Annotated in this window: 22 protein-coding genes; 13 read left to right on the top strand and 9 right to left on the bottom strand. The window is 32.2% G+C overall.

Going from position 1 to position 22,478, the window contains the following annotated elements:
• Positions 1 to 6: 6 nt before the first annotated feature.
• The 3 genes from D1815_RS10855 to D1815_RS10865 form a co-directional block, all read right to left on the bottom strand.
• Positions 7 to 321, bottom strand: coding sequence for a rhodanese-like domain-containing protein (locus tag D1815_RS10855; RefSeq protein ID WP_027395407.1), 315 nt, complete (start codon positions 319 to 321; stop codon positions 7 to 9).
• 114 nt (positions 322 to 435) lie between these two features.
• On the bottom strand, positions 436 to 1,062 hold the full coding sequence (locus tag D1815_RS10860; protein WP_118386937.1) for a thioredoxin family protein: 627 nt from the start codon (positions 1,060 to 1,062) through the stop codon (positions 436 to 438).
• Between the two features lie 44 nt (positions 1,063 to 1,106).
• Positions 1,107 to 1,628 carry a TlpA disulfide reductase family protein gene (locus tag D1815_RS10865; RefSeq protein WP_027395405.1) on the bottom strand — a complete coding sequence of 174 codons (522 nt, stop codon included), beginning with the start codon at positions 1,626 to 1,628 and terminating at the stop codon, positions 1,107 to 1,109.
• A 218-nt stretch (positions 1,629 to 1,846) separates the two neighbouring features.
• On the opposite strand from D1815_RS10865, the gene D1815_RS10870 reads away from it, so the two are divergent.
• The 10 genes from D1815_RS10870 (at position 1,847) to D1815_RS23635 (ending at position 10,061) form a co-directional block, all read left to right on the top strand.
• The gene (locus tag D1815_RS10870) at positions 1,847 to 2,299 is read left to right on the top strand and encodes a MarR family winged helix-turn-helix transcriptional regulator (RefSeq protein ID WP_027395404.1); all 453 of its coding nucleotides are present in this window, start codon (positions 1,847 to 1,849) and stop codon (positions 2,297 to 2,299) included.
• Between the two features lie 41 nt (positions 2,300 to 2,340).
• Positions 2,341 to 2,907 carry a YceI family protein gene (locus D1815_RS10875; protein WP_118386939.1) on the top strand — a complete coding sequence of 189 codons (567 nt, stop codon included), beginning with the start codon at positions 2,341 to 2,343 and terminating at the stop codon, positions 2,905 to 2,907.
• 227 nt (positions 2,908 to 3,134) lie between these two features.
• Complete coding sequence (locus tag D1815_RS10880) at positions 3,135 to 4,532, top strand: anthranilate synthase component I family protein (protein WP_027395402.1); 1,398 nt, start codon at positions 3,135 to 3,137, stop codon at positions 4,530 to 4,532.
• Between the two features lie 4 nt (positions 4,533 to 4,536).
• Complete coding sequence (locus D1815_RS10885) at positions 4,537 to 5,106, top strand: aminodeoxychorismate/anthranilate synthase component II (RefSeq protein ID WP_027395401.1); 570 nt, start codon at positions 4,537 to 4,539, stop codon at positions 5,104 to 5,106.
• 93 nt (positions 5,107 to 5,199) lie between these two features.
• Positions 5,200 to 6,195, top strand: a complete 996-nt coding sequence (gene trpD, locus D1815_RS10890; protein ID WP_108801525.1) for an anthranilate phosphoribosyltransferase — start codon at positions 5,200 to 5,202, stop codon at positions 6,193 to 6,195.
• Positions 6,196 to 6,212: 17 nt separating this feature from the next.
• Positions 6,213 to 6,998 (top strand): indole-3-glycerol phosphate synthase TrpC, encoded by a 786-nt coding sequence (gene trpC, locus D1815_RS10895; RefSeq protein ID WP_118386941.1) that lies wholly within the window; start codon positions 6,213 to 6,215, stop codon positions 6,996 to 6,998.
• Positions 6,995 to 7,639, top strand: coding sequence for a phosphoribosylanthranilate isomerase (locus D1815_RS10900; protein ID WP_118386943.1), 645 nt, complete (start codon positions 6,995 to 6,997; stop codon positions 7,637 to 7,639). Before trpC ends, D1815_RS10900 begins: the two co-directional genes overlap by 4 nt.
• Before the next feature lie 49 nt (positions 7,640 to 7,688).
• Positions 7,689 to 8,870, top strand: coding sequence for a tryptophan synthase subunit beta (gene trpB / locus D1815_RS10905; protein ID WP_118386945.1), 1,182 nt, complete (start codon positions 7,689 to 7,691; stop codon positions 8,868 to 8,870).
• An 87-nt stretch (positions 8,871 to 8,957) separates the two neighbouring features.
• On the top strand, positions 8,958 to 9,719 hold the full coding sequence (gene trpA, locus D1815_RS10910) for a tryptophan synthase subunit alpha (RefSeq protein WP_027395396.1): 762 nt from the start codon (positions 8,958 to 8,960) through the stop codon (positions 9,717 to 9,719).
• 159 nt (positions 9,720 to 9,878) lie between these two features.
• On the top strand, positions 9,879 to 10,061 hold the full coding sequence (locus D1815_RS23635; protein ID WP_155839781.1) for a DUF6576 domain-containing protein: 183 nt from the start codon (positions 9,879 to 9,881) through the stop codon (positions 10,059 to 10,061).
• Between the two features lie 4 nt (positions 10,062 to 10,065).
• Here D1815_RS23635 and D1815_RS10920 read toward each other — a convergent pair whose 3' ends face one another.
• On the bottom strand, positions 10,066 to 11,328 hold the full coding sequence (locus D1815_RS10920) for a hypothetical protein (protein WP_118386947.1): 1,263 nt from the start codon (positions 11,326 to 11,328) through the stop codon (positions 10,066 to 10,068).
• Between the two features lie 208 nt (positions 11,329 to 11,536).
• Here D1815_RS10920 and D1815_RS10925 point away from each other — a divergent pair, with 208 nt between their 5' ends.
• Together D1815_RS10925 and D1815_RS10930 are read left to right on the top strand one after the other, a co-directional pair.
• Positions 11,537 to 12,124: a DUF1287 domain-containing protein gene (locus D1815_RS10925; protein WP_118386949.1), complete on the top strand. Its 588-nt coding sequence runs from the start codon at positions 11,537 to 11,539 to the stop codon at positions 12,122 to 12,124.
• Positions 12,125 to 12,305: 181 nt separating this feature from the next.
• Positions 12,306 to 12,839: a hypothetical protein gene (locus tag D1815_RS10930; RefSeq protein WP_027395393.1), complete on the top strand. Its 534-nt coding sequence runs from the start codon at positions 12,306 to 12,308 to the stop codon at positions 12,837 to 12,839.
• A gap of 75 nt (positions 12,840 to 12,914) precedes the next feature.
• Here D1815_RS10930 and D1815_RS10935 read toward each other — a convergent pair whose 3' ends face one another.
• From D1815_RS10935 to D1815_RS10955, 5 genes are all read right to left on the bottom strand, one after another.
• Positions 12,915 to 13,568 (bottom strand): uracil-DNA glycosylase family protein, encoded by a 654-nt coding sequence (locus D1815_RS10935; protein WP_118386951.1) that lies wholly within the window; start codon positions 13,566 to 13,568, stop codon positions 12,915 to 12,917.
• A gap of 70 nt (positions 13,569 to 13,638) precedes the next feature.
• The gene (locus D1815_RS10940; RefSeq protein ID WP_118386953.1) at positions 13,639 to 15,297 is read right to left on the bottom strand and encodes an MBOAT family protein; all 1,659 of its coding nucleotides are present in this window, start codon (positions 15,295 to 15,297) and stop codon (positions 13,639 to 13,641) included.
• Entirely contained in the window at positions 15,290 to 16,567 is a 1,278-nt protein-coding gene (locus tag D1815_RS10945; RefSeq protein ID WP_118386955.1) for a GDSL-type esterase/lipase family protein, read from the bottom strand. The genes D1815_RS10940 and D1815_RS10945 overlap by 8 nt, the downstream gene beginning before the upstream one ends.
• Positions 16,557 to 18,047, bottom strand: a complete 1,491-nt coding sequence (locus D1815_RS10950) for a lipase (protein WP_147404078.1) — start codon at positions 18,045 to 18,047, stop codon at positions 16,557 to 16,559. The genes D1815_RS10945 and D1815_RS10950 overlap by 11 nt, the downstream gene beginning before the upstream one ends.
• Positions 18,048 to 18,203: 156 nt before the next feature.
• Positions 18,204 to 18,926: a hypothetical protein gene (locus tag D1815_RS10955; RefSeq protein WP_120650205.1), complete on the bottom strand. Its 723-nt coding sequence runs from the start codon at positions 18,924 to 18,926 to the stop codon at positions 18,204 to 18,206.
• 325 nt (positions 18,927 to 19,251) lie between these two features.
• Here D1815_RS10955 and D1815_RS10960 point away from each other — a divergent pair, with 325 nt between their 5' ends.
• On the top strand, positions 19,252 to 22,419 hold the full coding sequence (locus D1815_RS10960) for a T9SS type A sorting domain-containing protein (RefSeq protein WP_118386961.1): 3,168 nt from the start codon (positions 19,252 to 19,254) through the stop codon (positions 22,417 to 22,419).
• The last annotated feature ends 59 nt before the right edge of the window (positions 22,420 to 22,478 follow it).

Here is a 22,478-nt window from a genome sequence, read left to right on the forward strand (position 1 = left end):
ATACTATTATTCGGCAACTTCGCCATCCCAGCTCATAAAACCACCTATGAGATTATAAGTAGTTTCAAAACCCATTTGATTCATCAATGTACAAGCTTGTGCACTTCTAGCTCCAGAACGGCAGTACACATAATAATTTTTGGATTTATCTAATTTCTGTACTTCATCTAAAAAACCTTGTCCTTGGCGTATATCTAGATTTAACATATTAGGTATAAATCCATCTTCTACCTCTTCCTCTGTTCTAACATCTAAAATTACTGCATTTGTATCCTTAGCAATTAGATCTTCCCATTGATCTTGAGTGATATCTTCGGCCATTTTATATTTCCTTTTTTAATTGAACTTTTAAATCCGCAATTCCTTACAAATATAAGAGTCCTTACTGAATTGTACGAAGTTGTACATCCATTTATTTTAAAAGTACAGTGCTAATTATGCTTTTATACTACAACCAATTGCTTTAGTAGTCTCTACAGGAACTTTTTCTCCTTTTAATAAAGCATTAATAGCATCCTCAGCATATTTTTTATCAGCAGCTGATGCATCTTTATAATTATTATCTATTGCTCCGATGTAACGCACAACGTTACCGTTTGCCGTTTTTTCTAAAATATAAACATGAGGAGTTTTTGTAGCTCCATATTGAGGATATATTTTCTGGCCATCATCAAACAAATAAGGAAATGTAAACCCTTTTTCTTTTGCTCTTACTTTCATGTTATCAAAACTATCCGTTGGATATGCTTTAGGATTATTAGGATTGATAGCAATAACAGGATATCCTTTATCTTTAAAAGCTTTATCCAATTCTATAATCCTATCCTCATAAGCCACAGAATATGGGCAATGATTACAAGTAAAAATAACAATAAACCCTTTAGCGTCTTTATAATCAGCTAAAGAAACTGTAGTATCATCAATGTTTTTAAGGCTAAAATCTGTTGCGACATCACCTATCACATATCCAGCATCACTATCTGACAAATTAACTTTATCAATCGCAAATGCACTTACTGCAATTACTAGAACAACTGCTACTAAAATTTTTAAAGTTTTCATCTGTTTTATTTAATTAAGGTTTTAATCAGTACGACTAGGAACTATTATAACATTTTTTTTAATTCTCTTTCTAATTCATCATAGGTAAAGGATCGCTCATAAAAATTAGATGTATTTCCTTTGTATATTATGGTAGCTGGTATAGAACCAGACCAATTTTCATTCACTTTAGGAATCCAAGTATTAGCGTCAGGATCATCCAACAATACAATTTTGCTTTGTATACGTTGCTTTTTTACAAACGGTATCAGCTTAGTTTCTACCTGATTAGGAAGATCTAAACTCACTAATATCACTTCTACTTCTTTATCTGGATATCTACTATTAATCAATTCGAAATACGGTAATTCTGCAACACAAGGTTTACACCAAGTAGCCCAAAAATTAATCACCCGTGTTTTTCCGTCATTAATAGTTAAAAGGTGTTCAAAATTTTCAAAATCATATACTGGTATCTCTACACCTTTGCTAGAAAAAACATTAGATGCCTCAAAAGCAACTCTTTGTTCTCCTTTACACCCAACAACCAAAAAGGTTAATCCTATATATAAGATCAGTTTCTGCATTACACTAATGTATTAAAACGCGTTATTTCTCAAAAGAAAATTAACAAGGTTTAAATAATTCATAAAGAGAATTTTAGGATTTCGTTCATCCTATAATCGAACAATAATAATATTAATGAATATCAATCATCTGAACTTTAACAAAGAATTAGTAACTCTTTATAATTTTTAAGAGAGAAAACATTTTACATTTGTATATACAAATATTGTTTATACAAATGAATATAGAAGATATCATACAAACAAAAAAAGAACTTCCTCTCTCTAGAAAGGTGATCATTAATTTATTATATACCGAAAATTGGATAAGTGATCGAATAAGTTCAGAATTAAAAACTTATGATATTTCTATTCAGCAATTTAATGTGCTACGAATTTTAAAGGGTCAAGGAGGTAAACCTGCCAACTTATCTACTATACAAGAGAGAATGGTTAGTAAAATGAGTAATACGACACGATTAGTTGATAAACTAATTAAAAAAGATTTAGTAAAAAGAATCATTTGTGAAACTAACAGAAGAAAAGTAGAAATCACGATAACAGAAAACGGGAATAAATTTTTAGATAAAATAAGTCCCGTAATGGATAATTTCGAAAAAAAAATCACCTCCAACTTATCTAAAGAAGAATTGAACATTCTAAACAACCTATTAAATAAACTTAGAAGTTAATTAAGTAAACACAATTTATATAATCATTAAATTTTAAAATTATGAAAACCAAACTTAGACCATTATTCTTAGCATTAACAATAATTGCTACTACATCTATTTATGCTCAACAAAAAAAGATAAATACAGCAGAAAGTTCTATTAATTGGACAGGAAAAAAAGTGACTGGTCAACACACTGGAACACTTAATTTCTCTAGTGGATTCTTGACCTTTGATGGCAAAAATTTAAGTGGTGGTGAGTTTATCGTAGATATGACCTCACTTGCGGTAACAGATCTAGAAGCTGGAAAAGGAAAAGAAAAATTAGAAGGTCACCTTAATTCTGATGATTTCTTTGGCGTACAAAATTTCAAAAACGCTAAACTTACAATTAAAAAAGCCTCAAAAATTGATGGTGGTTTTAAAATAGCCGGAGATCTTACCATCAAGGGAAAAACAAATCCTATAGCTTTTGACCTTGCTGTAAATGGATCAACTGCTTCAACTACCTTAAAAGTAGATAGAACCAAATATGATATCAAATACGGATCAGGAAGTTTCTTTGATAATTTAGGGGATAAAGCGATCAGCGATGAATTCGAATTAGCTGTAAATTTAAAAATGTAATTTTTTGTTTTTTGAATTATAATTAATTTATATATTTGACTCAAGAAAAATAAAATGAAAATAATCTTAACAAATACATGGTGGTGGTCATCTTATAACGAAAACGTCGTGAGATAGATCCTGTCATATAGTTAAGTAAACATATCAAAGGCTTGTCAAATCACGACAAGCCTTTTTTTTGTTCATATAATCAAGGGGTTTATAAATTATAAATATTAAAATCTAACATGAGTTATACATTAACCACACATTTCAAACAAATTCTTGCCGACACCATTACACCGGTTAGTGTCTATCTAAAAATTAGAGATAGATTTCCTAATAGCCTTTTATTAGAAAGTAGCGATTATAGAGGTAATGAAAACAGTTTTTCTTATATCTGTTGTAATCCAATTGCTAATATTAGGATCGAAAATGAGACCATTTATGAATCATTTCCTGACAAAACATTTAGTGAAACCCCAATAACTAATGATACAAACATTCCTCTTGTTATAGAGCAATTTGGGCAGAAATTCAAAACCTCTAAAAGTGATTTCAAATTTATAAACAATGGATTATTTGGGTATATTTCTTATGATTCGGTCCGTTATTTCGAAAACATAGAAATCACAAAGAAACCAGGTGGTTTAGACATCCCTGATATGCAATATACCGTATATCAAAATATTATCGCAATCAACCACTTTAACAATGAAGCTTACATTTTTGCCCATTGTTACGATTCTGCGAGTAATATTTCGGAAATAGAATCTCTACTCAATGTAAAAAACTTTGCATCTTATAATTTCACTACAGTTGGTCAAACGACCTCTAATTTAGATGATGAACAATACAAGGAACATGTTGCCTTAGCTAAGCAGCATTGCCAACGAGGAGATGTTTTTCAATTGGTTTTATCTAAACGCTTTTCTCAAAAATTTAAAGGAGACGAATTTAATGTGTATCGCGCTTTACGAAGTGTTAATCCATCTCCTTACTTATTCTATTTTGATTATGGTGATTTCAAAATATTCGGAAGCTCACCAGAGGCGCAATTAGTAGTTAAAGATGATATTGCGGAAATTCATCCAATCGCTGGAACTTTTAAAAGAACAGGAAATGATGAACAAGATGCAGAACTTGCTAAAAAATTATCTGTAGACGAAAAAGAAAACGCTGAGCATGTAATGCTAGTTGATCTAGCTCGTAATGATTTAAGTCGCAATGGTAGTGACGTTACGGTAGATACTTATAGAGAAGTGCAATTCTATTCTCATGTAATTCATTTAGTAAGTAAAGTAACTGGTAAAAAACACAAGGACACTACTACTATGCAGGTAGTTGCTGATACATTTCCTGCGGGTACATTAAGTGGAGCACCAAAACATATGGCTATGCAACTTATAGAAAAGTATGAAACTGTGAACAGAGATTTTTATGGTGGCGCAATTGGTTTTATGGATTTCTCTGGAAATTTTAATCACGCAATCATGATTAGAACATTTTTAAGTAAAAACCATCAATTACATTGGCAAGCTGGAGCAGGATTAGTCAATGAATCAAACAAAGAAAACGAATTACAAGAAGTATACAATAAGCTGGGAGCACTAACAAAAGCGTTGAAACTAGCTGAAGAAATATAAGGAGATGAAAAAAGTATTAGTAATAGACAACTACGATTCATTTGTTTACAATCTGGTTCATTATCTAGAAGACTTAGGGTGTGAAGTAGTTGTAAAACGAAATGATCAATTGAACTTAGAAGAAGTAGCATCTTTTAATAAAATACTACTTTCACCAGGACCTGGTATTCCTGATGAGGCTGGACTATTAAAAGATATCATAAAAACGTATGCAAATACCAAAAGTATATTCGGTGTATGTCTTGGTCAGCAGGCTATTGGAGAAGTTTTTGGTGGAAACATCATCAATCTCGATGAAGTTTACCACGGTGTTGCTACCGAAGTAAAACTTACAGTATCAGACGAGCCACTTTTTAATGGATTAAACGATACATTCGATGTAGGGAGATATCACTCTTGGGTAGTGTCAGAAAAAGATTTACCATCATGTTTAGAAGCAACATCATTTGATGAGAATGGACAAATAATGTCTCTTCGTCACAAGGAATTAGATGTTAGAGGCGTGCAATTTCATCCAGAATCAGTACTTACTCCCGACGGAAAGAAAATGTTAGAAAACTGGATCAACAATTGAGATTGATAATAATAATGATACTATATTAATTTTAAAAAATATCCTATGTAAATTCTCTATCAATACTCTGAGAAAACTGGGAAAAAATGGCTTATGAAAAATTTATTAAATCGATTAATCAATCACGAAACCATTTCTAAAGAAGAAGCTAAACAAGTTTTGGTTAATATATCTAAAGGAGATTATAACCAAAGCCAAATTGCCTCATTTCTTACGGTTTATATGATGCGTAGTATTACTGTCGAAGAACTAGAAGGTTTTAGAGATGCATTATTAGAATTGTGCATAGCTGTAGACTTAAGTGATTATAATCCCATCGATCTTTGTGGAACTGGAGGAGATGGAAAAGATACTTTTAATATTTCTACATTATCATCTTTTGTTTCTGCAGGTGCTGGTATTAAAGTAACTAAACACGGTAATTATGGCGTTTCTTCTAAATGTGGTAGTTCTAATGTTATGGAACATTTAGGAATCAAATTTAGTAATGACAAAGATTTTCTAAAGCGTAGTATTGATGAAGCAGGGATATGCGTATTACATGCACCTTTATTTCATCCAGCCATGAAGAATGTAGCTCCTATAAGAAGAGAATTAGGCGTAAAAACATTCTTTAATATGCTAGGGCCTATGGTAAATCCAGCATTTCCAAAAAATCAAATCGTAGGTGTATTCAATCTTGAATTAGCAAGAATGTATGGGTATTTATATCAAAATACAGATAAAAATTTTACTATAATTCATGCACTAGATGGATATGACGAAATATCACTTACAGGAAGTACGAAAACAATTTCTAACACAACCGAAGGAATGCTAACACCTGAAGATTTTGGGGTATCTGCTTTAAAAATGGAAGAGATTGTGGGTGGAGATTCTATAGAAGAGTCAGCAACTATTTTCATGAATATCCTAAGCGGTAAAGGTACAGAGGCACAAAACAATGTTGTGTCTGCTAATGCAGGAATGGCAATCGCAACGGTAGAAAATTTATCTCCAATTCAAGGATTTGAAAAAGCGAAAGAATCGTTGCTATCAGGAAAAGGATTAGCTGCATTAAAAAAAGTACAAGAATTGAGTAAGAATTAGTGATCAGTTATTTAACAATGAACATACTAGATAGAATTATAGCAGATAAATACAAAGAAGTTGAACTCAGAAAAAGCTTAATACCTATTCATCAATTAGAAAACTCTGTATTATTTGATCGTAAAGGAAATTCTTTAGCAGATACTTTACGAAAGAGTGATACAGGAATTATTGCAGAGCATAAACGTAGATCTCCTTCTAAATCCATAATTAATCAAAAAGTTAGTGTCCAAGATGTAGCTACAGGGTACGAAAATGCTGGAGTTTGTGGAATGTCAGTTCTTACAGACGGAAAATATTTTGGTGGATCATTAGACGATTTATTACTTGCTAGAGCTTCTGTAAAGATGCCGTTATTACGTAAAGAATTCATCATAGATGAATACCAACTATTAGAAGCCAAAGCATATGGTGCCGATGTAGTATTATTAATCGCCGCTGTATTATCTAAAGACGAAATCAAAACATTATCAGAGTTTGCAAAAAAATTATCATTGGACGTATTATTAGAAGTTCACAATCTAGAAGAATTAGAGAAATCAATAATGCCTTCCTTAGATATGCTAGGAGTTAATAATCGTAATCTCAAAACTTTTGAGGTTAGTATCGATATAAGTAAAGAGTTGAGCAAACATATTCCTAATGATTTTGTAAAAGTTTCTGAAAGTGGTATTAGTAATATCGAAGCTATAAAAGAATTACAACCATATGGATACAAAGGGTTTTTAATAGGTGAAAACTTTATGAAAACTGAAAACCCGGGATCTAGCGCTGTAGAATTTATAAAAGCCTTACAAAGATGAAACTAAAGGTATGTGGAATGAAATATCAAGAAAACATAGAAGCTGTTGCAGCATTGCAGCCGGACTATCTTGGGTTCATTTTTTATGAAAAATCTCCTCGAAATTTTGATGCTATAATTCCTCAAATACCGGATACTATTAAAAAAACAGGGGTTTTTGTGGATGAAGAAATTAATTCCATATTAGAAAAAAGTAACAAATATAATTTCAACGCTGTGCAGTTACATGGAAATGAATCATCTGAATTTTGCAAAGAACTAAGAACAAAGTTAAACAGCTCTACCAAACCTAACAGAGTAGAAATATTTAAAGTATTCTCTATCAAAGATCAATTCGATTTTGAAGAATTAAAGCCTTATGAAGGAATTGTAGATTATTTTCTTTTTGACACGAAAGGAAAAGAAAAAGGAGGTAATGGATATACGTTCGATTGGAGTGTTTTAAATAATTATAACTCCTCTACTCCATTTATTTTAAGTGGTGGAATTGGATTACAAGAAATTGAAAATGTAAAAAAAATCCTAGAAACAGATTTACCAATATATGGAATAGATATCAATAGTAAATTCGAAATTGAACCAGGATTAAAAAATATAAATGATTTAGAAAAATTTAAAAAACTATTGTTTGTAGATTGTTAAAGGCGCTATTTATGTCTGACAACTATGATATATCACAAAAAGAAAAGAAATGAGCTACCAAGTAAACGAAAAAGGATATTATGGTGATTTTGGAGGAGCATACATTCCAGAAATGCTATACCCTAATGTAGAAGAGTTAAGATCTACATATTTAGAGATTATGAATGAACCTTCTTTTAAAGAGGAGTTTGATCAACTATTAAGGGATTATGTAGGACGACCATCTCCATTATACTATGCCAAACGTCTTTCTGAAAAACACAATACCAAAGTATACTTAAAGCGTGAAGACTTAAATCATACTGGGGCACACAAAGTAAACAATACCATTGGGCAAATTCTAGTAGCAAAAAAATTAGGCAAAAATAGAATTATTGCAGAAACAGGAGCTGGGCAACACGGTGTAGCTACTGCCACAGTTTGTGCATTAATGGGAATTGAATGTATCGTATATATGGGAGAAATTGATATTAAACGTCAAGCTCCTAATGTAGCTCGTATGAAAATGCTTGGTGCAGAAGTAAGGCCTGCAAAATCCGGAAGTAAAACATTAAAGGACGCAACTAATGAAGCTATTAGAGATTGGATAAATAACCCAGTAGATACTCATTATATTATTGGTTCTGCTATTGGACCACACCCGTATCCAGATATGGTTACTAGATTTCAATCGATTATATCTGAAGAGATCAAATGGCAATTAAAAGAAAAAGAAGGAAGAGAAAATCCAGATTATGTTGTGGCCTGTATCGGAGGCGGAAGTAATGCAGCAGGAACGTATTATCATTTCTTAGATGAACCAAACGTAGGAATTATTGCTGTAGAAGCTGCTGGTAAAGGCGTTAATAGTGGAGAAAGTGCTGCAACATCTCAATTAGGTAAAGAAGGAATTATACACGGATGCAAAACATTACTAATGCAGACGAGCGATGGCCAAATCACCGAACCATATTCTATTTCGGCTGGATTAGATTATCCAGGTGTAGGCCCTTTACACTCGCACTTATACAAAACCGGAAGAGGAGAGTTTTACTCTGTAACAGATGACGATGCCATGGCTGCTGGATTAGAATTATCTCAATTAGAAGGTATCATCCCAGCAATAGAAACATCGCATGCCTTGGCTATATTCAATGACAAAAAATTTAAACCTGATGACATTGTAGTAATTAGTCTTTCTGGGAGAGGAGATAAAGATCTTAATACTTATATAGATTATTTCAAATTATAATAAATTAGTAGAAAGTAATTAGTACTTAGTATCAATCTATTTTATTGACACTGATTACTAATTAAAGACTACTGTACTAATAAAGACATGAACAGAATTAATACAGCTCTTGAGCAAAATAAAAAACTATTATCAATATATTTTACCGCAGGTTATCCTTCATTATCTGATACAAAAAAAGTCATTCAGGATCTAGAAAAAAGCGGTGTTGATATGATAGAAATAGGATTACCTTTTAGCGATCCGTTGGCAGATGGACCAACAATACAAGAAAGTTCTACAATAGCTTTAAAAAATGGAATGACTACTAAACTGTTGTTCGAACAACTTGCAGATATTAGAAAATCTGTGAGCATACCATTAATTATTATGGGGTATTTTAACCCAATGATGCAGTATGGTGTAGAAGCTTTTTGCGCCAAATGTCAAGAAATAGGAATTGATGGATTAATCATACCTGATTTACCAGTTGCCGAGTATCACGAGCAATATCAAGAAACTTTTGAAAAATACGGATTAATCAATGTCTTTTTAATTACTCCGCAAACTTCAGAAGAACGTATACGTTTTATTGATAGTGTTTCAAATGGATTTATTTATATGGTAAGCTCTGCAAGTGTTACAGGATCTACATCTGGATTCGGAAATACACAAGAAGCATATTTTGAGCGTATTGCTAATATGGATTTAAAGGCGCCACAGATTGTTGGATTTGGTATTAGTAATAATGAAACGTTTACTAAAGCGACTAAAACTACAAAAGGTGCAATTATTGGATCTGCTTTTATCAAACACTTAACTCAAAATGGTGTAGAAAGTATTGAAGATTTTATTGAAACAATTAGATAATATTCATAAATTTAAAAAAAGAATATTTATAATATTCGTTCTGAATTAATTAGAATTTTTATGATATCTCCGATTTTATTGATAACCTTTATTTCTATTCCTTTAATAATCGCCGTTATTGTCATTTTTGTTTTCATCAAGTGGTTAAAACCTGATTTTTTGCAATTCAAAAAAAGCATTAAGGAAAAACCAGAAGGGCTATTAGATATAGACGATCGATACAATTCAAATAAAATAGAAAAAGAAAAAGAATTAAATGATTTATTAGATAAAATAAACAAACAAGGTATTGATAAACTCACTAAAATAGAAAAAGAAAGGTTAGAAGAGTTATCTAAATAATTTACTATTCTTTAGTAAATAAATTATCCAAGAATTTTTCTAATTTTTCTCTTTTTAGTTGCTCCATATTTAGTTTTAATTTTGTCATAAAACCATAGGAATCACCTTCGACACGCATTTCACCAGAAACATACAACTCACTTTTTTTATTCAATCGAATTTTATTTAATTCTAAGATTGGGTATTTAAGAAAAACTGAAGCTACTCCATTGGTACCATAATCCATATCGATATCTCCATTGTTTAATAACTTTTTGATCAATATTTCGAATTCATTATCCAAGCTAGCAGAAATAACAAATACTTCACCCTTATCATTCACCACAAAATCAGTGTTATAAATATCCGCGCTATAACTCATTTCTCCGGTATCTAAAAAGGAAACATCTAGATTTCCTTCTACATCATATTTCCGAATATGATACAAACCCTCTGAATCACTTTTCAATTGAGAAGTATACATCTCTTCTTCGGATAACACAATACGATCAAATGATTGATAATCTTCATTAATCTGTATACAGTTTAATTTATTCGAAGACATTTTTCTACTATCTAATCCAGCCAAGTAAGTGGCTTGTTCTTCTCCATTATCAATAGATTCAGAATATGCTAATAATAGATAATCATTTGTCATTGCAGAACAATTTAATGTAAAGTAATGATCATCATACAAACCGGATGATAATGTTTCTCCAATATCAGAAAGTTTAAGAATAGCAATCTTTTCTTCACTTTCTGTTTTTCTAAAATCTTTTACTTTGGCAACAACTATTATCTCATCTCTTGATGATGCATAGATATATTGTCCATAATTATCATCTAAATTATCAAGAATATTTTTTTTGTACACTCCACTACTACCAAACCCGTGATTAATAGTTCCATCATCATAAAACTCATTTACAGAAATCATCCAACTATGTCCATTCCAGAAGTTTGATAGAACTAATATACTCCCATCTGCTTTAGAATTAATCGCTACTGGTATGGTATATTCGTTATTTAGATTACTTATTTCGGTATTGAAACGAATATCTTTTGTACCATTTTTAGTAAGACGTACCAGGTTTCTTTTTGCATCAGATTCGTACAAAACATTAATTTCTCCACCTTCTAGAACATCAAAATCAATAATATGAGAAGTTAAAACTCCTAATTCTTTAAAAACTAGCAATCCATCTCTGGAAAAATCAACATCTAATTGTTGCCCATAACTATATTGTAGCAAAGAGCAAAAAGCAGCTAGTAAACAGTAAATTCTCATAACGAAATATCGTAGTAACTTTAGTTAGTCACCTTCGCGAAAGTATAATGAGTACAAATTGAAGATTAGGGGTATCAAAAATTATATACTTGATTAAAATAGACTATATTCTAATCAAGGATCAAAAAAAAGAATTTTAACAATATAATGCAAGAATTTTCTTAATAATAAAAAATTAATAACGTTAATAAATTAAAAACAAAACAAAATGCATAGACTAATCTTATTCCTTTTAGTATCTACATTTTCTAATATTCTTGTTTCTCAAGAAAGCTTTTATGATAGACTATCCAACGCTACAATAAGATTAACCGCAGATGATGTGACTTATGATCCTTCATATTTCTCCATAAAATATCCAAATGGAGATGTTCCGAGTGATAAAGGAGTATGCACAGATGTAGTAATAAGGGCCTATAGAAAACTAGGAATCGATCTTCAAAAAGAGGTTCATGAAGATATGAAAGTGAATTTTCATTTATATCCTAAAAACTGGGGACTATCTAAAACAGATAAAAATATTGATCATCGAAGAGTTCCAAATTTAATGAGATTCTTTTCTAGATTTGGAGAGACAAAATCTAACTCTAACAACGCAACAGATTACTTACCTGGAGATATCATTAGTTGGAGTTTAGGAGGAGGGCTTACTCATATTGGATTAGTCGTAAACAAAAAATCTTCTGATCAAAAACGATATTTAATTGTTCATAACATTGGTTCTGGTCAAGTACTAGCAGATTGTTTATTTGACTATAAAATCATTGGACACTATCGTTACAATGGAAATAGATAATCTCACTAAAACCTATTCTGATTATAAAAAAACGTTAACGATTGTATAGCTTTAATTGATTGACATGAACTTTCTTTCTTTTATAAATAAACAATTGTTAACCAGTATTAATACGGGGTATTTTCCCTGAATACTTACTGTAATTTGGCATAATAAAAATATTAACTTTAAAAAAAGAACTATGTCATTACAAGTAAGTTTTAGAGTTGTGGGACTCTACTGTTATTTCGAAAACCTACAGGTACCAAATGTAACTGCTCAATCATCTGTAAAGGATGTAATGAACGGAATCAAAAGCGTAAAAACGGATTTTGATTATTCTTCGGTAAACATGGGCGGTAAAGAAATTGTGAATTCATTATCTTATAAATTCGGAACCAGCTCAACAGTACCGTATAATGTATCTGCACCACCAGCAGATGGTTTTAGAGATCTAACTAATAGCATTGGTAGCACGTCTTTAGTTTGGCAATATTATCGCTCTGTTACAGGTTCAATTGATGGGAGTGTTTCGGAAATTAAACTAATCACCAAAGGACAACCATCATTTGCAACGACCGCATTAGACACAAATGATCCTTTTTTCGGTTCTATTCCTGCTAACTTTAAGATTAGTACTTACAATCTTACATGGAGGTTAGTACAGATTCAAATGGCACCAGAAAAACAAGCTAAATTTCTACTTGCACAAGCGCAAGCCTATCAAGATGCATAATAATATAGTATTGTAACAAAGTTACTTATTAAGAGAATCGACATCACTAATATTGATGTCGATTTTTCTATCTTATCAGAAATAATCTTTATACTGCAAGACTCTAAAATCAATTGTATTGAATGTTGGATTTTGGTTTTTTAAATCTTTATAAGTTTGTAAACTTCCAATAGATCTATTTGCAGCTCCCGACGGTGCAATCAACGAAACTGTTTTTATAGTTCTTTCTCCAAGTCTAAAACTATGAATTCTTGGAATATCATTAGAAACTACTTCTAACTTTAATTGATATTCTCTAAGGTGTTTTCTAAAAAAATATTCAGGTCCATTTTTACTGTTCCCACCAGTAAACAGAAGTGTTTCTATGTTAGGATATTGATGCAAATATGATACTACATCTCTTAGTTGGATATGCTGCATACCTAAATCAGATGCATCAATTTTTTCACGTTCACAACTATGCACAATATCACATACTCCAATACCTCGAGAGGCTAAAAAATTCTTACGCTGATCTATAGCTTTTTGTGTTGTTTCAAAAATCAAATCTAAATCAAAAATACGATCTAAAACCGGCCATAATAATCCGCTAATACTACCATAACAAAAATCAACATCTCCTTCTTTCAATTTTCCAGAAGTAAAACGTGGAGGTGGCAATGTTCCCACAATTAATTTTGTGACTCCCGCAGGAAAAAAAGGTTCGTATGGATGTGTATGTTGGAACAATACTAGTTTTTATTTACAAATACGAAGTTAAAAAGATTTTATCTAGTAGGATCCAAAATCAGTATAGATCTTAAAACTGGAAATAAATAAACGGCTGAAAATCGGCTGCATATGTTTGATAACATATAACAGCAACAATTATCGCTATTATTCCTTTGACAATAACATTACTTTTAATGAATTGATCTAATATCCAATCCTTAGTTTTGTATGGCAACCAATGCGTGATGTAACCCAATAACATTACTATAAACACGATTCTATACTCCCAAAGAACCACCAATGCATTTGTCCAATCCATATTAGTCATAATCGCTTGATAAAAACGATTAATATGATCCATACTATTACCTCTAAAATAGATTCTGGTAAAAGTTATAAAGATAAAAGTGAATGCAATCTTCCAGGTAACTGCTAACCAAGCATTAGAATTTTCATAAGGGCTTATTTTGCGCCAATATTTATATGCAACAACTCCCAATCCATTTAATCCTCCCCATATTACAAATTTCCAAGAAGCTCCGTGCCATAGACCTCCGATTAACATCGTAATCATAATATTAACATTTCTATTAAAATGCCAAGCTAATTTGGCGGAGAATAGTGTAACAATAAGTAATAAGCCTATTCCCGCCGTTGCTATAATTGCTATTCCAAAATCTGCATATGCAAATACTCCTAAAAAAGTAAAAACAGTAATAAAAACATAAGAGAATATACTTCCATTTCGGTTTCCTCCTATTGGAATATATAAATAATCTTTTAACCAACTAGACAGAGATATATGCCATCGTTTCCAAAAATCCCCGCAATGAATAGCCTTATAAGGCGAATTAAAATTAACCGGTAATTTATAACCCATTAGCAATGCCAGTCCAATCGCAATATCCGTGTATCCTGAAAAATCACCATAGATCTGTAATGAATATCCAATCATTGCCATAATATTGGTAAATCCAGAAAACATTTCTGGAACATCAAATACACGATCCATAAAATTCATCGCGATAAAATCTGCAAAAAGCATCTTCTTTATTAATCCTTTTAGAATCATAAATGTTGCGCTCCCAAATTCTTCTTTAGTAATTGTAATTTCTTTTCTGATTTGAGGAACAAAATCCGAAGCACGAACAATAGGACCTGCTACCAATTGTGGAAAGAAACTTACAAAAAAACCAAAGTCTATAATGGACTTTAGAGGCTCTATCTGTTTTCGATAAATATCAACACTGTAACTAATAGTCTGAAAGGTATAAAAAGAAATTCCTACGGGTAATATGATCGCATCTACAGTAAAATAATCAATACTTGCCCAAGAATTAGCAAATTGAGCTAAGTAATTAATCACTTCATAATCAGTATTAAAAAGACTATTATAAGATTCTGTAAAAAAATAGGCGTATTTAAAATAACAAAGCGTTCCCAGATTAATTATCACACTTACTGTTACCAGTAGTTTTTTGATCAATATAGATTTACTATTGTAAATGGCTTTACCCAAAAAGAAATCGTTTACTGTACTAAAAAGTAAGATTCCAATAAACAAACCACTCGTTTTGTAGTAAAACAAGAGACTTATCGCAAACAGATACGCGCTACGTAGATTCTTTTTGCTGTATAATATCGAATACAGAAAATAGATAACTGCAAAGAAAACCCAGAAATCCGCCTGTGTAAATATCAGAGGATACTCCTCTGAAAAAGAAAAAATATCTCTTAATCTATTCATTAATTATTTGATTCAAAACAGAATTAGGCGTTAACTTTAATTCTTTTTCCCAGGAATTTGTCAATGCTTGTAATAATAAATCTGCTTTAATTCTATATCCCAATTGTGTAAAATGTATTCTATCTCGTGGCATTAACTTATTCTGATACCAATCTCTAGAGGAGTTAAAACCTCCCATTATTTCATAAAAATCCCAAACTGCCATTTTATGTTTTTCTGCCAATTCATAAATAATCTTTTGCATCACCCTAGTTCTAGGGTTTGGATACTTCTTCTTATAATAAGAATCATTAGGAACTGTAAGTAAAACTGCACAATCTGGATTAGCTTTCTGTATGTTTAAAATAAGGTTTTCGTAATAAGCTTTATACTCTTTTGGATTAAAATCTGGATGATACGCATCATTAGTTCCAACTGAGACAATAAACAAATCTGGTTTATACAACATCAACTGATCATTAAAATATCTACACCTATCATAATAGCTGAAACTTGCCCCATTAACACCAATAGTAGTATACTCTACCCCGCTATTATCATTCATTAGCTCCATACCCATCATTAAAAACTCTGGGTTTTCAGGATTACCAATTCTTTGAACACAAAATTCTACCTCTTCTAAAGTTTGTGTCAATACAAATTCAATGAAATGCGCCTCCTTATTTACTTTGGTATCCGCTATTAGTCCAGACTCTTTAAAGTAGATTTCATAATCTTCACTCCAATTATCATAAAAAATTCTAATTCTATTAAAATCGTATTGTTGTGCATCATACCCCCTATGATTTGCTTTTATCTTAATATTTGAAATTGAATCTTTAAAAACTGCCGTTACACCTGCCATACCCCAGGCGATACTATCTCTTTTTATAGAACAACGATATCCCTTCCAATTCCCATCATATTCTACATTGAAATTACTAGGGTTATTCGTGCTTGCTATTTTATACGGATAAATAAATCCTCTTTGACCTTTTGCAGTAGGACTCATATGTTGTAAATACGTTCTTAACCTATTAGAATAAATATCAGCTTGTATGTGAGAGCCTCCAATATGAAAAATATGAACATTTTCTTCATTTCCTCTGGCTATAGTATCTAGTTTATGAAATAACTTCACAAAAGAAGGAGCATTTTCTACAAATTTAATCTTATTTGCTTTCCAGTTAATAAAAGGATATTTATCTCTTATAGTATCCAAAACATAATCCTGACCTATAACCGAAGTGCACACTAAACAAAAATATAAATATAATATACTATGTTTCATCGGCTATTTCTTTTTTTAGATCTAAGTATAATGCAGTAAAAAACAACTCCGAAATAATCTTAGTTCCTTTCCAAGTAAAGTGCATATAATCATTAGCAGTCAACTTTTCTTCAACCCAAAAAGGCATAGACCCCTTCCCTCCCATAGCATCATACATACTCCAATACGCAACGTTATTTTCCGAACAAGTTTCTATTAATTTAGCGTTCAAATATGGCAATAAAGGATAAGTCTCCATTTTTCCATTTACAGGAAGACACATATCCGTAGGACCGATAAATATAAAACTTGCATTTTTAGTTCTTCGTCTCAACCAATTAATCTGATTTACAATAGATTTTGCATAGTTATCAACCTTTGTAGAGTCCTTCAAGTAGGGCATCGTGTTTCCACCATATTGCATAATGATGATCTTAGGTTTTAGATTTCTAGTCATCTGACCATAAATAGAAGCATTGGTACTAGAAAAAATGGTTCCTGAAGAACCACGCATAGCAACATTATCAATCTGTACTCTTGATCCTCCATCTAATGTCAGCCCATAAAAATCTGCGCTTACTTTTCCTTCTAGTTCAATTTTTAAACTACTTGGAGTTGTATTGGTTTTTATCGTATACTTATGATATCGACCATCTGCAATTAAACTATCCTGTTTAATTAGCTTTCCATCATTGTAAACAGAAACTTTAATTGGAAAATTACAATTTCCGTAATGTAATCCTATATTAGTAAATCTTCTGAATTTAGCATATGCTTTTTTAGATTTTCCAATAACCACGGAAGCTTTTACCACGGGTAAGGAATCCAAAGTAGTACTATCAGGAAGTGTTTTTTTATGTTCGGTAAATCGAGAAACTGACATATATGCCCCGTATTTCCTATGCTTAAATCTCTCCTGTGTCGGGTCAAATCTAGCATATCTAAACCAATTTTCGCTAGGCTTTACCACAGCGGCTATTTGATTATAAACTGGTTTTACTGGTATAAAACCTGGACCACTACCTCCATACATGGTTTGCAACCTATTTCTAATATAACCTGTAATTCTATCTCCTTCTATTTGAGAATCACCATAATGCATTATTCTACAAGATCTAGAAGATAATTTAGACTGTAGCTCTTTTACAAAATCCGGATTATCTACAGGGTATCGTATTCTTTCAATTCTAGTACTATCAATCTTAGAGAAATCTGGCCTTTGTAAACTATCTTTATTTTCTTTAATTGCTGATAAGGATTCATATTCCAGATCGGACTCATCAGCCACAGGAACAACGGTTTCCGTAACTTTTAAAATATCTTGCTTTTTAGTAAGTGATGAGTCTTTTTCTAAAGCTAAGAAAGTTTTATATGTAGGGTATTTTAGAGAAACTCCTTCATAGGAGAAGCCATCTTCTTGTATCTGAGCTTTTTGGATTCCTCCCTTTTTGCTCAAAAACATTAAACCGAATAATCCTCCCAACACGAGTATTAGAAACAAAGATATTTGAATAGGTTTGATTTTCAAGGTGATCGGGGAACTTTTGATTTTTGTAAAAATAGAAAGTTTTTGCGAAATGCAAAGAGATTATCTATTCTTTACCGGTAAATACTACTCTTAATTAGCTTATATCGTCTATTATTACAATCTAACGCACTAAATAGATGTAATTAACTTCTTTACATCATTAACAACTCCTCGATATTTGTTGCGGTTATGTTTAGACATATGTTGCGATTCTAAAATTATTTCTGATAAGATTTCTTTAGCATCTATATTTTTTCCTTTGCTAATAAGAAATTGAGCTAAAACATAGCGCTCTTCATAATTAGAGTATCGCTGATCAATTGATCTTAGGTTTTCTTCAGCTTCATTAGACCTTCCTTCTTCTTTTAAAGCTAAACCATATAAAAACTGACTTCTAGACCCTTTAAAGTCAGTGTTTTTAACTATTTTTTCGGCGCAAAAAATGACTTTATCAAATTGACTTGTATGATAATACCCTTCTAGAAGTTTTTTTACAACTCCCGCATCAGATTCATAATTACCATTTAATGCTATCTCATATTCTCCAATTCCAGAATTATAATCATTAATTTCATATAAGGCATCACCAAGTAAAACCCTATTCTGAAAAGTATCAGCAAACTCCACCTGTTTTCTAAGATCATTTACTTTTTTAGTTGGATTTACTACACTTACGATTTCCTTTTGAACAACATCTAAATCCCTTTTATTAAAGACTTGCGTAACTAAATAAATAATGCATCCTATTACTGGTAAAAGCACAATTAGAAAATACCAATAGTACTCACGGTTATTTTTAAAAGCGTGATATATGCAGAAGCCCTGTAAAGCGATAATTAAAAAATATGGCATCCGACGAAAATAATAAATCTCTATGATTATTTATAAACACAAAGCACAATCCTCTTCATAAAACTTTGCGCAATTAATAATAGTCATCTAAAAGTCTGTGTTTTACATCATTTTCTATCTTGAAATTTCAGCTATTTGACAGGTCTTCTTAATGTTAAAGTTATTAACAAAAAATAATTATCTATCTTTACGCCATAAACATATAACAAACTTAAAGTCATAACAGTAGACACTCTTATACAAATAAGCCCCCAATCTACATTGTTAATAACTTTTAAATTCAGTGTTAACAACTCTGAAAAGGTGTATTTAAAATACTTATAAAGTGAAAAGAATTATACTTGTAATTGCAATCTTTTGTATTGCAAATGTTGGAAATAGTCAATGTTCTATTGAAAATGATGATGACCAATTGATAAATGGAACTTCTCTTCAATCTGGGCAGAGTTTCATAGCTTCTTGTAATGGCATTTTAAATTCTATTGGTATTCTAACTTTTACTAGTGATGTAGTAAATGTAACTCTTTATGATGGAGAAGGGTATGGTGGAACGGTATTAGGAACGCTAACGAATCAGACTACTAGTCCTTTTTCGACTCCTACTGATTATTCGGAATTTGATTTTTCAGCGTTAAATATTACTCTAATCTCTGGACAAACGTATACGCTTGATATTTCCAATATAGGTGGACTAATAGCGTATGATAATGAACCAACACCTAATTATGCAGATGGTCAACGTTATGAAAATGGAATCTCACAGGCAAACAGTGATTTATTATTTTTAGTAAACCTTACTGCGATTCCTTGTACTGATCCCGATATACCTATGGTTACACATGCTCCAACTACTCTTTGCGAAGGTGACACTGCTACACTTTCTATTTCCGGAAACCTAAACGACGCAACAGAATGGCACATATACACAGGAGCTTGTGGAGGTACAGAAATCGGAACTACTAGCACATCATCATTTGTAGTTACCCCTTCATCACCAAGCACCACTTATTTTGTAAGAGGTGAAGGAGGTTTATGTGTAGTTCCCGGTTCGTGTGCAAATCTTACGGTCAATGTCACTGCAAATGATGTTGCAAGTTATTCAGCACCCGCAGATTTATGTATTAATGCCGGTATACAAACTAGTTTAGGAGGCGGAACTCCAACTGGAGGGGTTTATTCTGGTCCTGGTGTAACTGATGATGGTAATGGACTTACCTACAGCTTTAACCCAACTATTGCGGGTATAGGAACGCATTCAATAACTTACACAAGCGCAGGCACTTGTAATGATAGCTCAAGTGATTCCATAGAAGTATTTGCGTTACCTAATGTAACTTTTAATGCGCCAACGGATATATGTATTGATCAAGGCACACAAACTGGATTAACTGGAGGAAGTCCTGCAGGAGGAATTTATTCAGGTTCAGGTGTAACAGATAGCGGAAACGGAACAACATACTCTTTTAATCCGGCAACAGCTGGCGCAGGAGTTCATACAATAACGTATAGTTTTACGAATGCAAATGGATGTAATGATACTGCTTCAGATACTATTGAAATATTTGAACTACCAAATGTAACATTCAATGCTCCAACGGATATATGTATTGATCAAGGCACACAAACTGGATTAACTGGCGGAAGTCCTGCAGGAGGAATTTATTCAGGTTCAGGTGTAACAGATAGCGGAAACGGAACAACATACTCTTTTAATCCGGCAACAGCTGGCGCAGGAGTTCATACAATAACGTATAGTTTTACGAATGCAAATGGATGTACTGATACTGCTTCAGACACTATTGAAGTATTTGCGCTACCTAATGTAACATTCAATGCTCCAACGGATATATGTATTGATCAAGGCACACAAACTGGATTAACTGGAGGAAGTCCTGCTGGAGGAACATATTCTGGAACTGGAGTAACTGATGATGGAAACGGAACAACATACTCTTTTAATCCAGCAACAGCAGGTGCGGGAATTCATACAATAACATACAGCTTTACAAATACAAATGGATGTACTGATACTGCTTCAGATACTATTGAAGTATTTGAACTACCAAATGTAACATTCAATGCTCCAACGGATATATGTATTGATCAAGGCACACAAACTGGATTAACTGGAGGAAGTCCTGCAGGAGGAATTTATTCAGGTTCTGGTGTAACGGATAATGGAAACGGAACAACATACTCTTTTAATCCGGCAACAGCAGGTGCGGGAATTCATACAATAACATACAGCTTTACAAATGCAAATGGATGTACTGATACAGCTTCAGATACTATTGAAGTATTTGCGTTACCTAATGTAACTTTTAATGCGCCAACGGATATATGTATTGATCAAGGTACACAAACTGGATTAACTGGAGGAAGTCCTGCAGGAGGAATTTACTCAGGTTCAGGTGTAACAGATAGCGGAAACGGAACAACATACTCTTTTAATCCAGCAACAGCTGGCGCAGGAGTTCATACAATAACATATAGTTTTACGAATGCAAATGGATGTACTGATACAGCTTCAGATACTATTGAAGTATTTGAACTACCAAATGTAACATTCAATGCACCAACGGATATATGTATTGATCAAGGTACACAAACTGGATTAACTGAAGGAAGTCCTGCAGGAGGAATTTATTCAGGTTCAGGTGTAACAGATAGCGGAAACGGAACAACATACTCTTTTAATCCAGCAACAGCTGGCGCAGGAGTTCATACAATAACATATAGTTTTACGAATGCAAATGGATGTACTGATACAGCTTCAGATACTATTGAAGTATTTGAACTACCAAATGTAACATTCAATGCACCAACGGATATATGTATTGATCAAGGCACACAAACTGGATTAACTGGAGGAAGTCCTGCAGGAGGAATTTATTCAGGTCCTGGAGTAACTGATGATGGAAATGGAACAACATATTCCTTTAATCCCACAATAGCAGCTGCAGGTGTTCATACAATAACATACAGCTTTACAAATGCTAATGCATGTAATGATACTGCTTCAGATACTATTGAAGTATTTGGAATTCCAGACACATCTGTAGATGATACCTCATCACCAACTTTTACAGCCAACATTTCCGGAGCTTCTTACCAATGGATTGATTGTGAAACCAATACCTCTATTCCTGGTGAAACAAATCAATCTTTTACCGCAATAGAGAATGGTAATTACTCAGTAGAAATCACTTTTAATGGATGTTCAGAAAGATCCTCCTGTTTTCTTGTTGCTACTCTTAACGTGGAAGAAGAAGAATTAAAAGATCAAGATTTACGTATTTACCCTATTCCAACTAAAAGCCTGTTAAACATATCTATTCCAATAAAAAAAGCAACAATATTCAATATGATAGGTAAAAAAGTTTTTGAAAGTAATACCAATACTTTTGATATTTCGGAATTAAACTCTGGTATTTACTTCGTTAATATTGAAGGAGAAAAAGGAAACACTGTAAAAAGAATTATAAAAGAATAAATTTTTATATGTGATCAAAAAAAGTCTCTAAGCTTAAAAACTTAGAGACTCTTTTGTTT

This window comes from Aquimarina sp. AD1 (assembly GCF_003443695.1).
In the GTDB taxonomy this organism is placed as follows: Bacteria; Bacteroidota; Bacteroidia; order Flavobacteriales; family Flavobacteriaceae; genus Aquimarina; species Aquimarina latercula.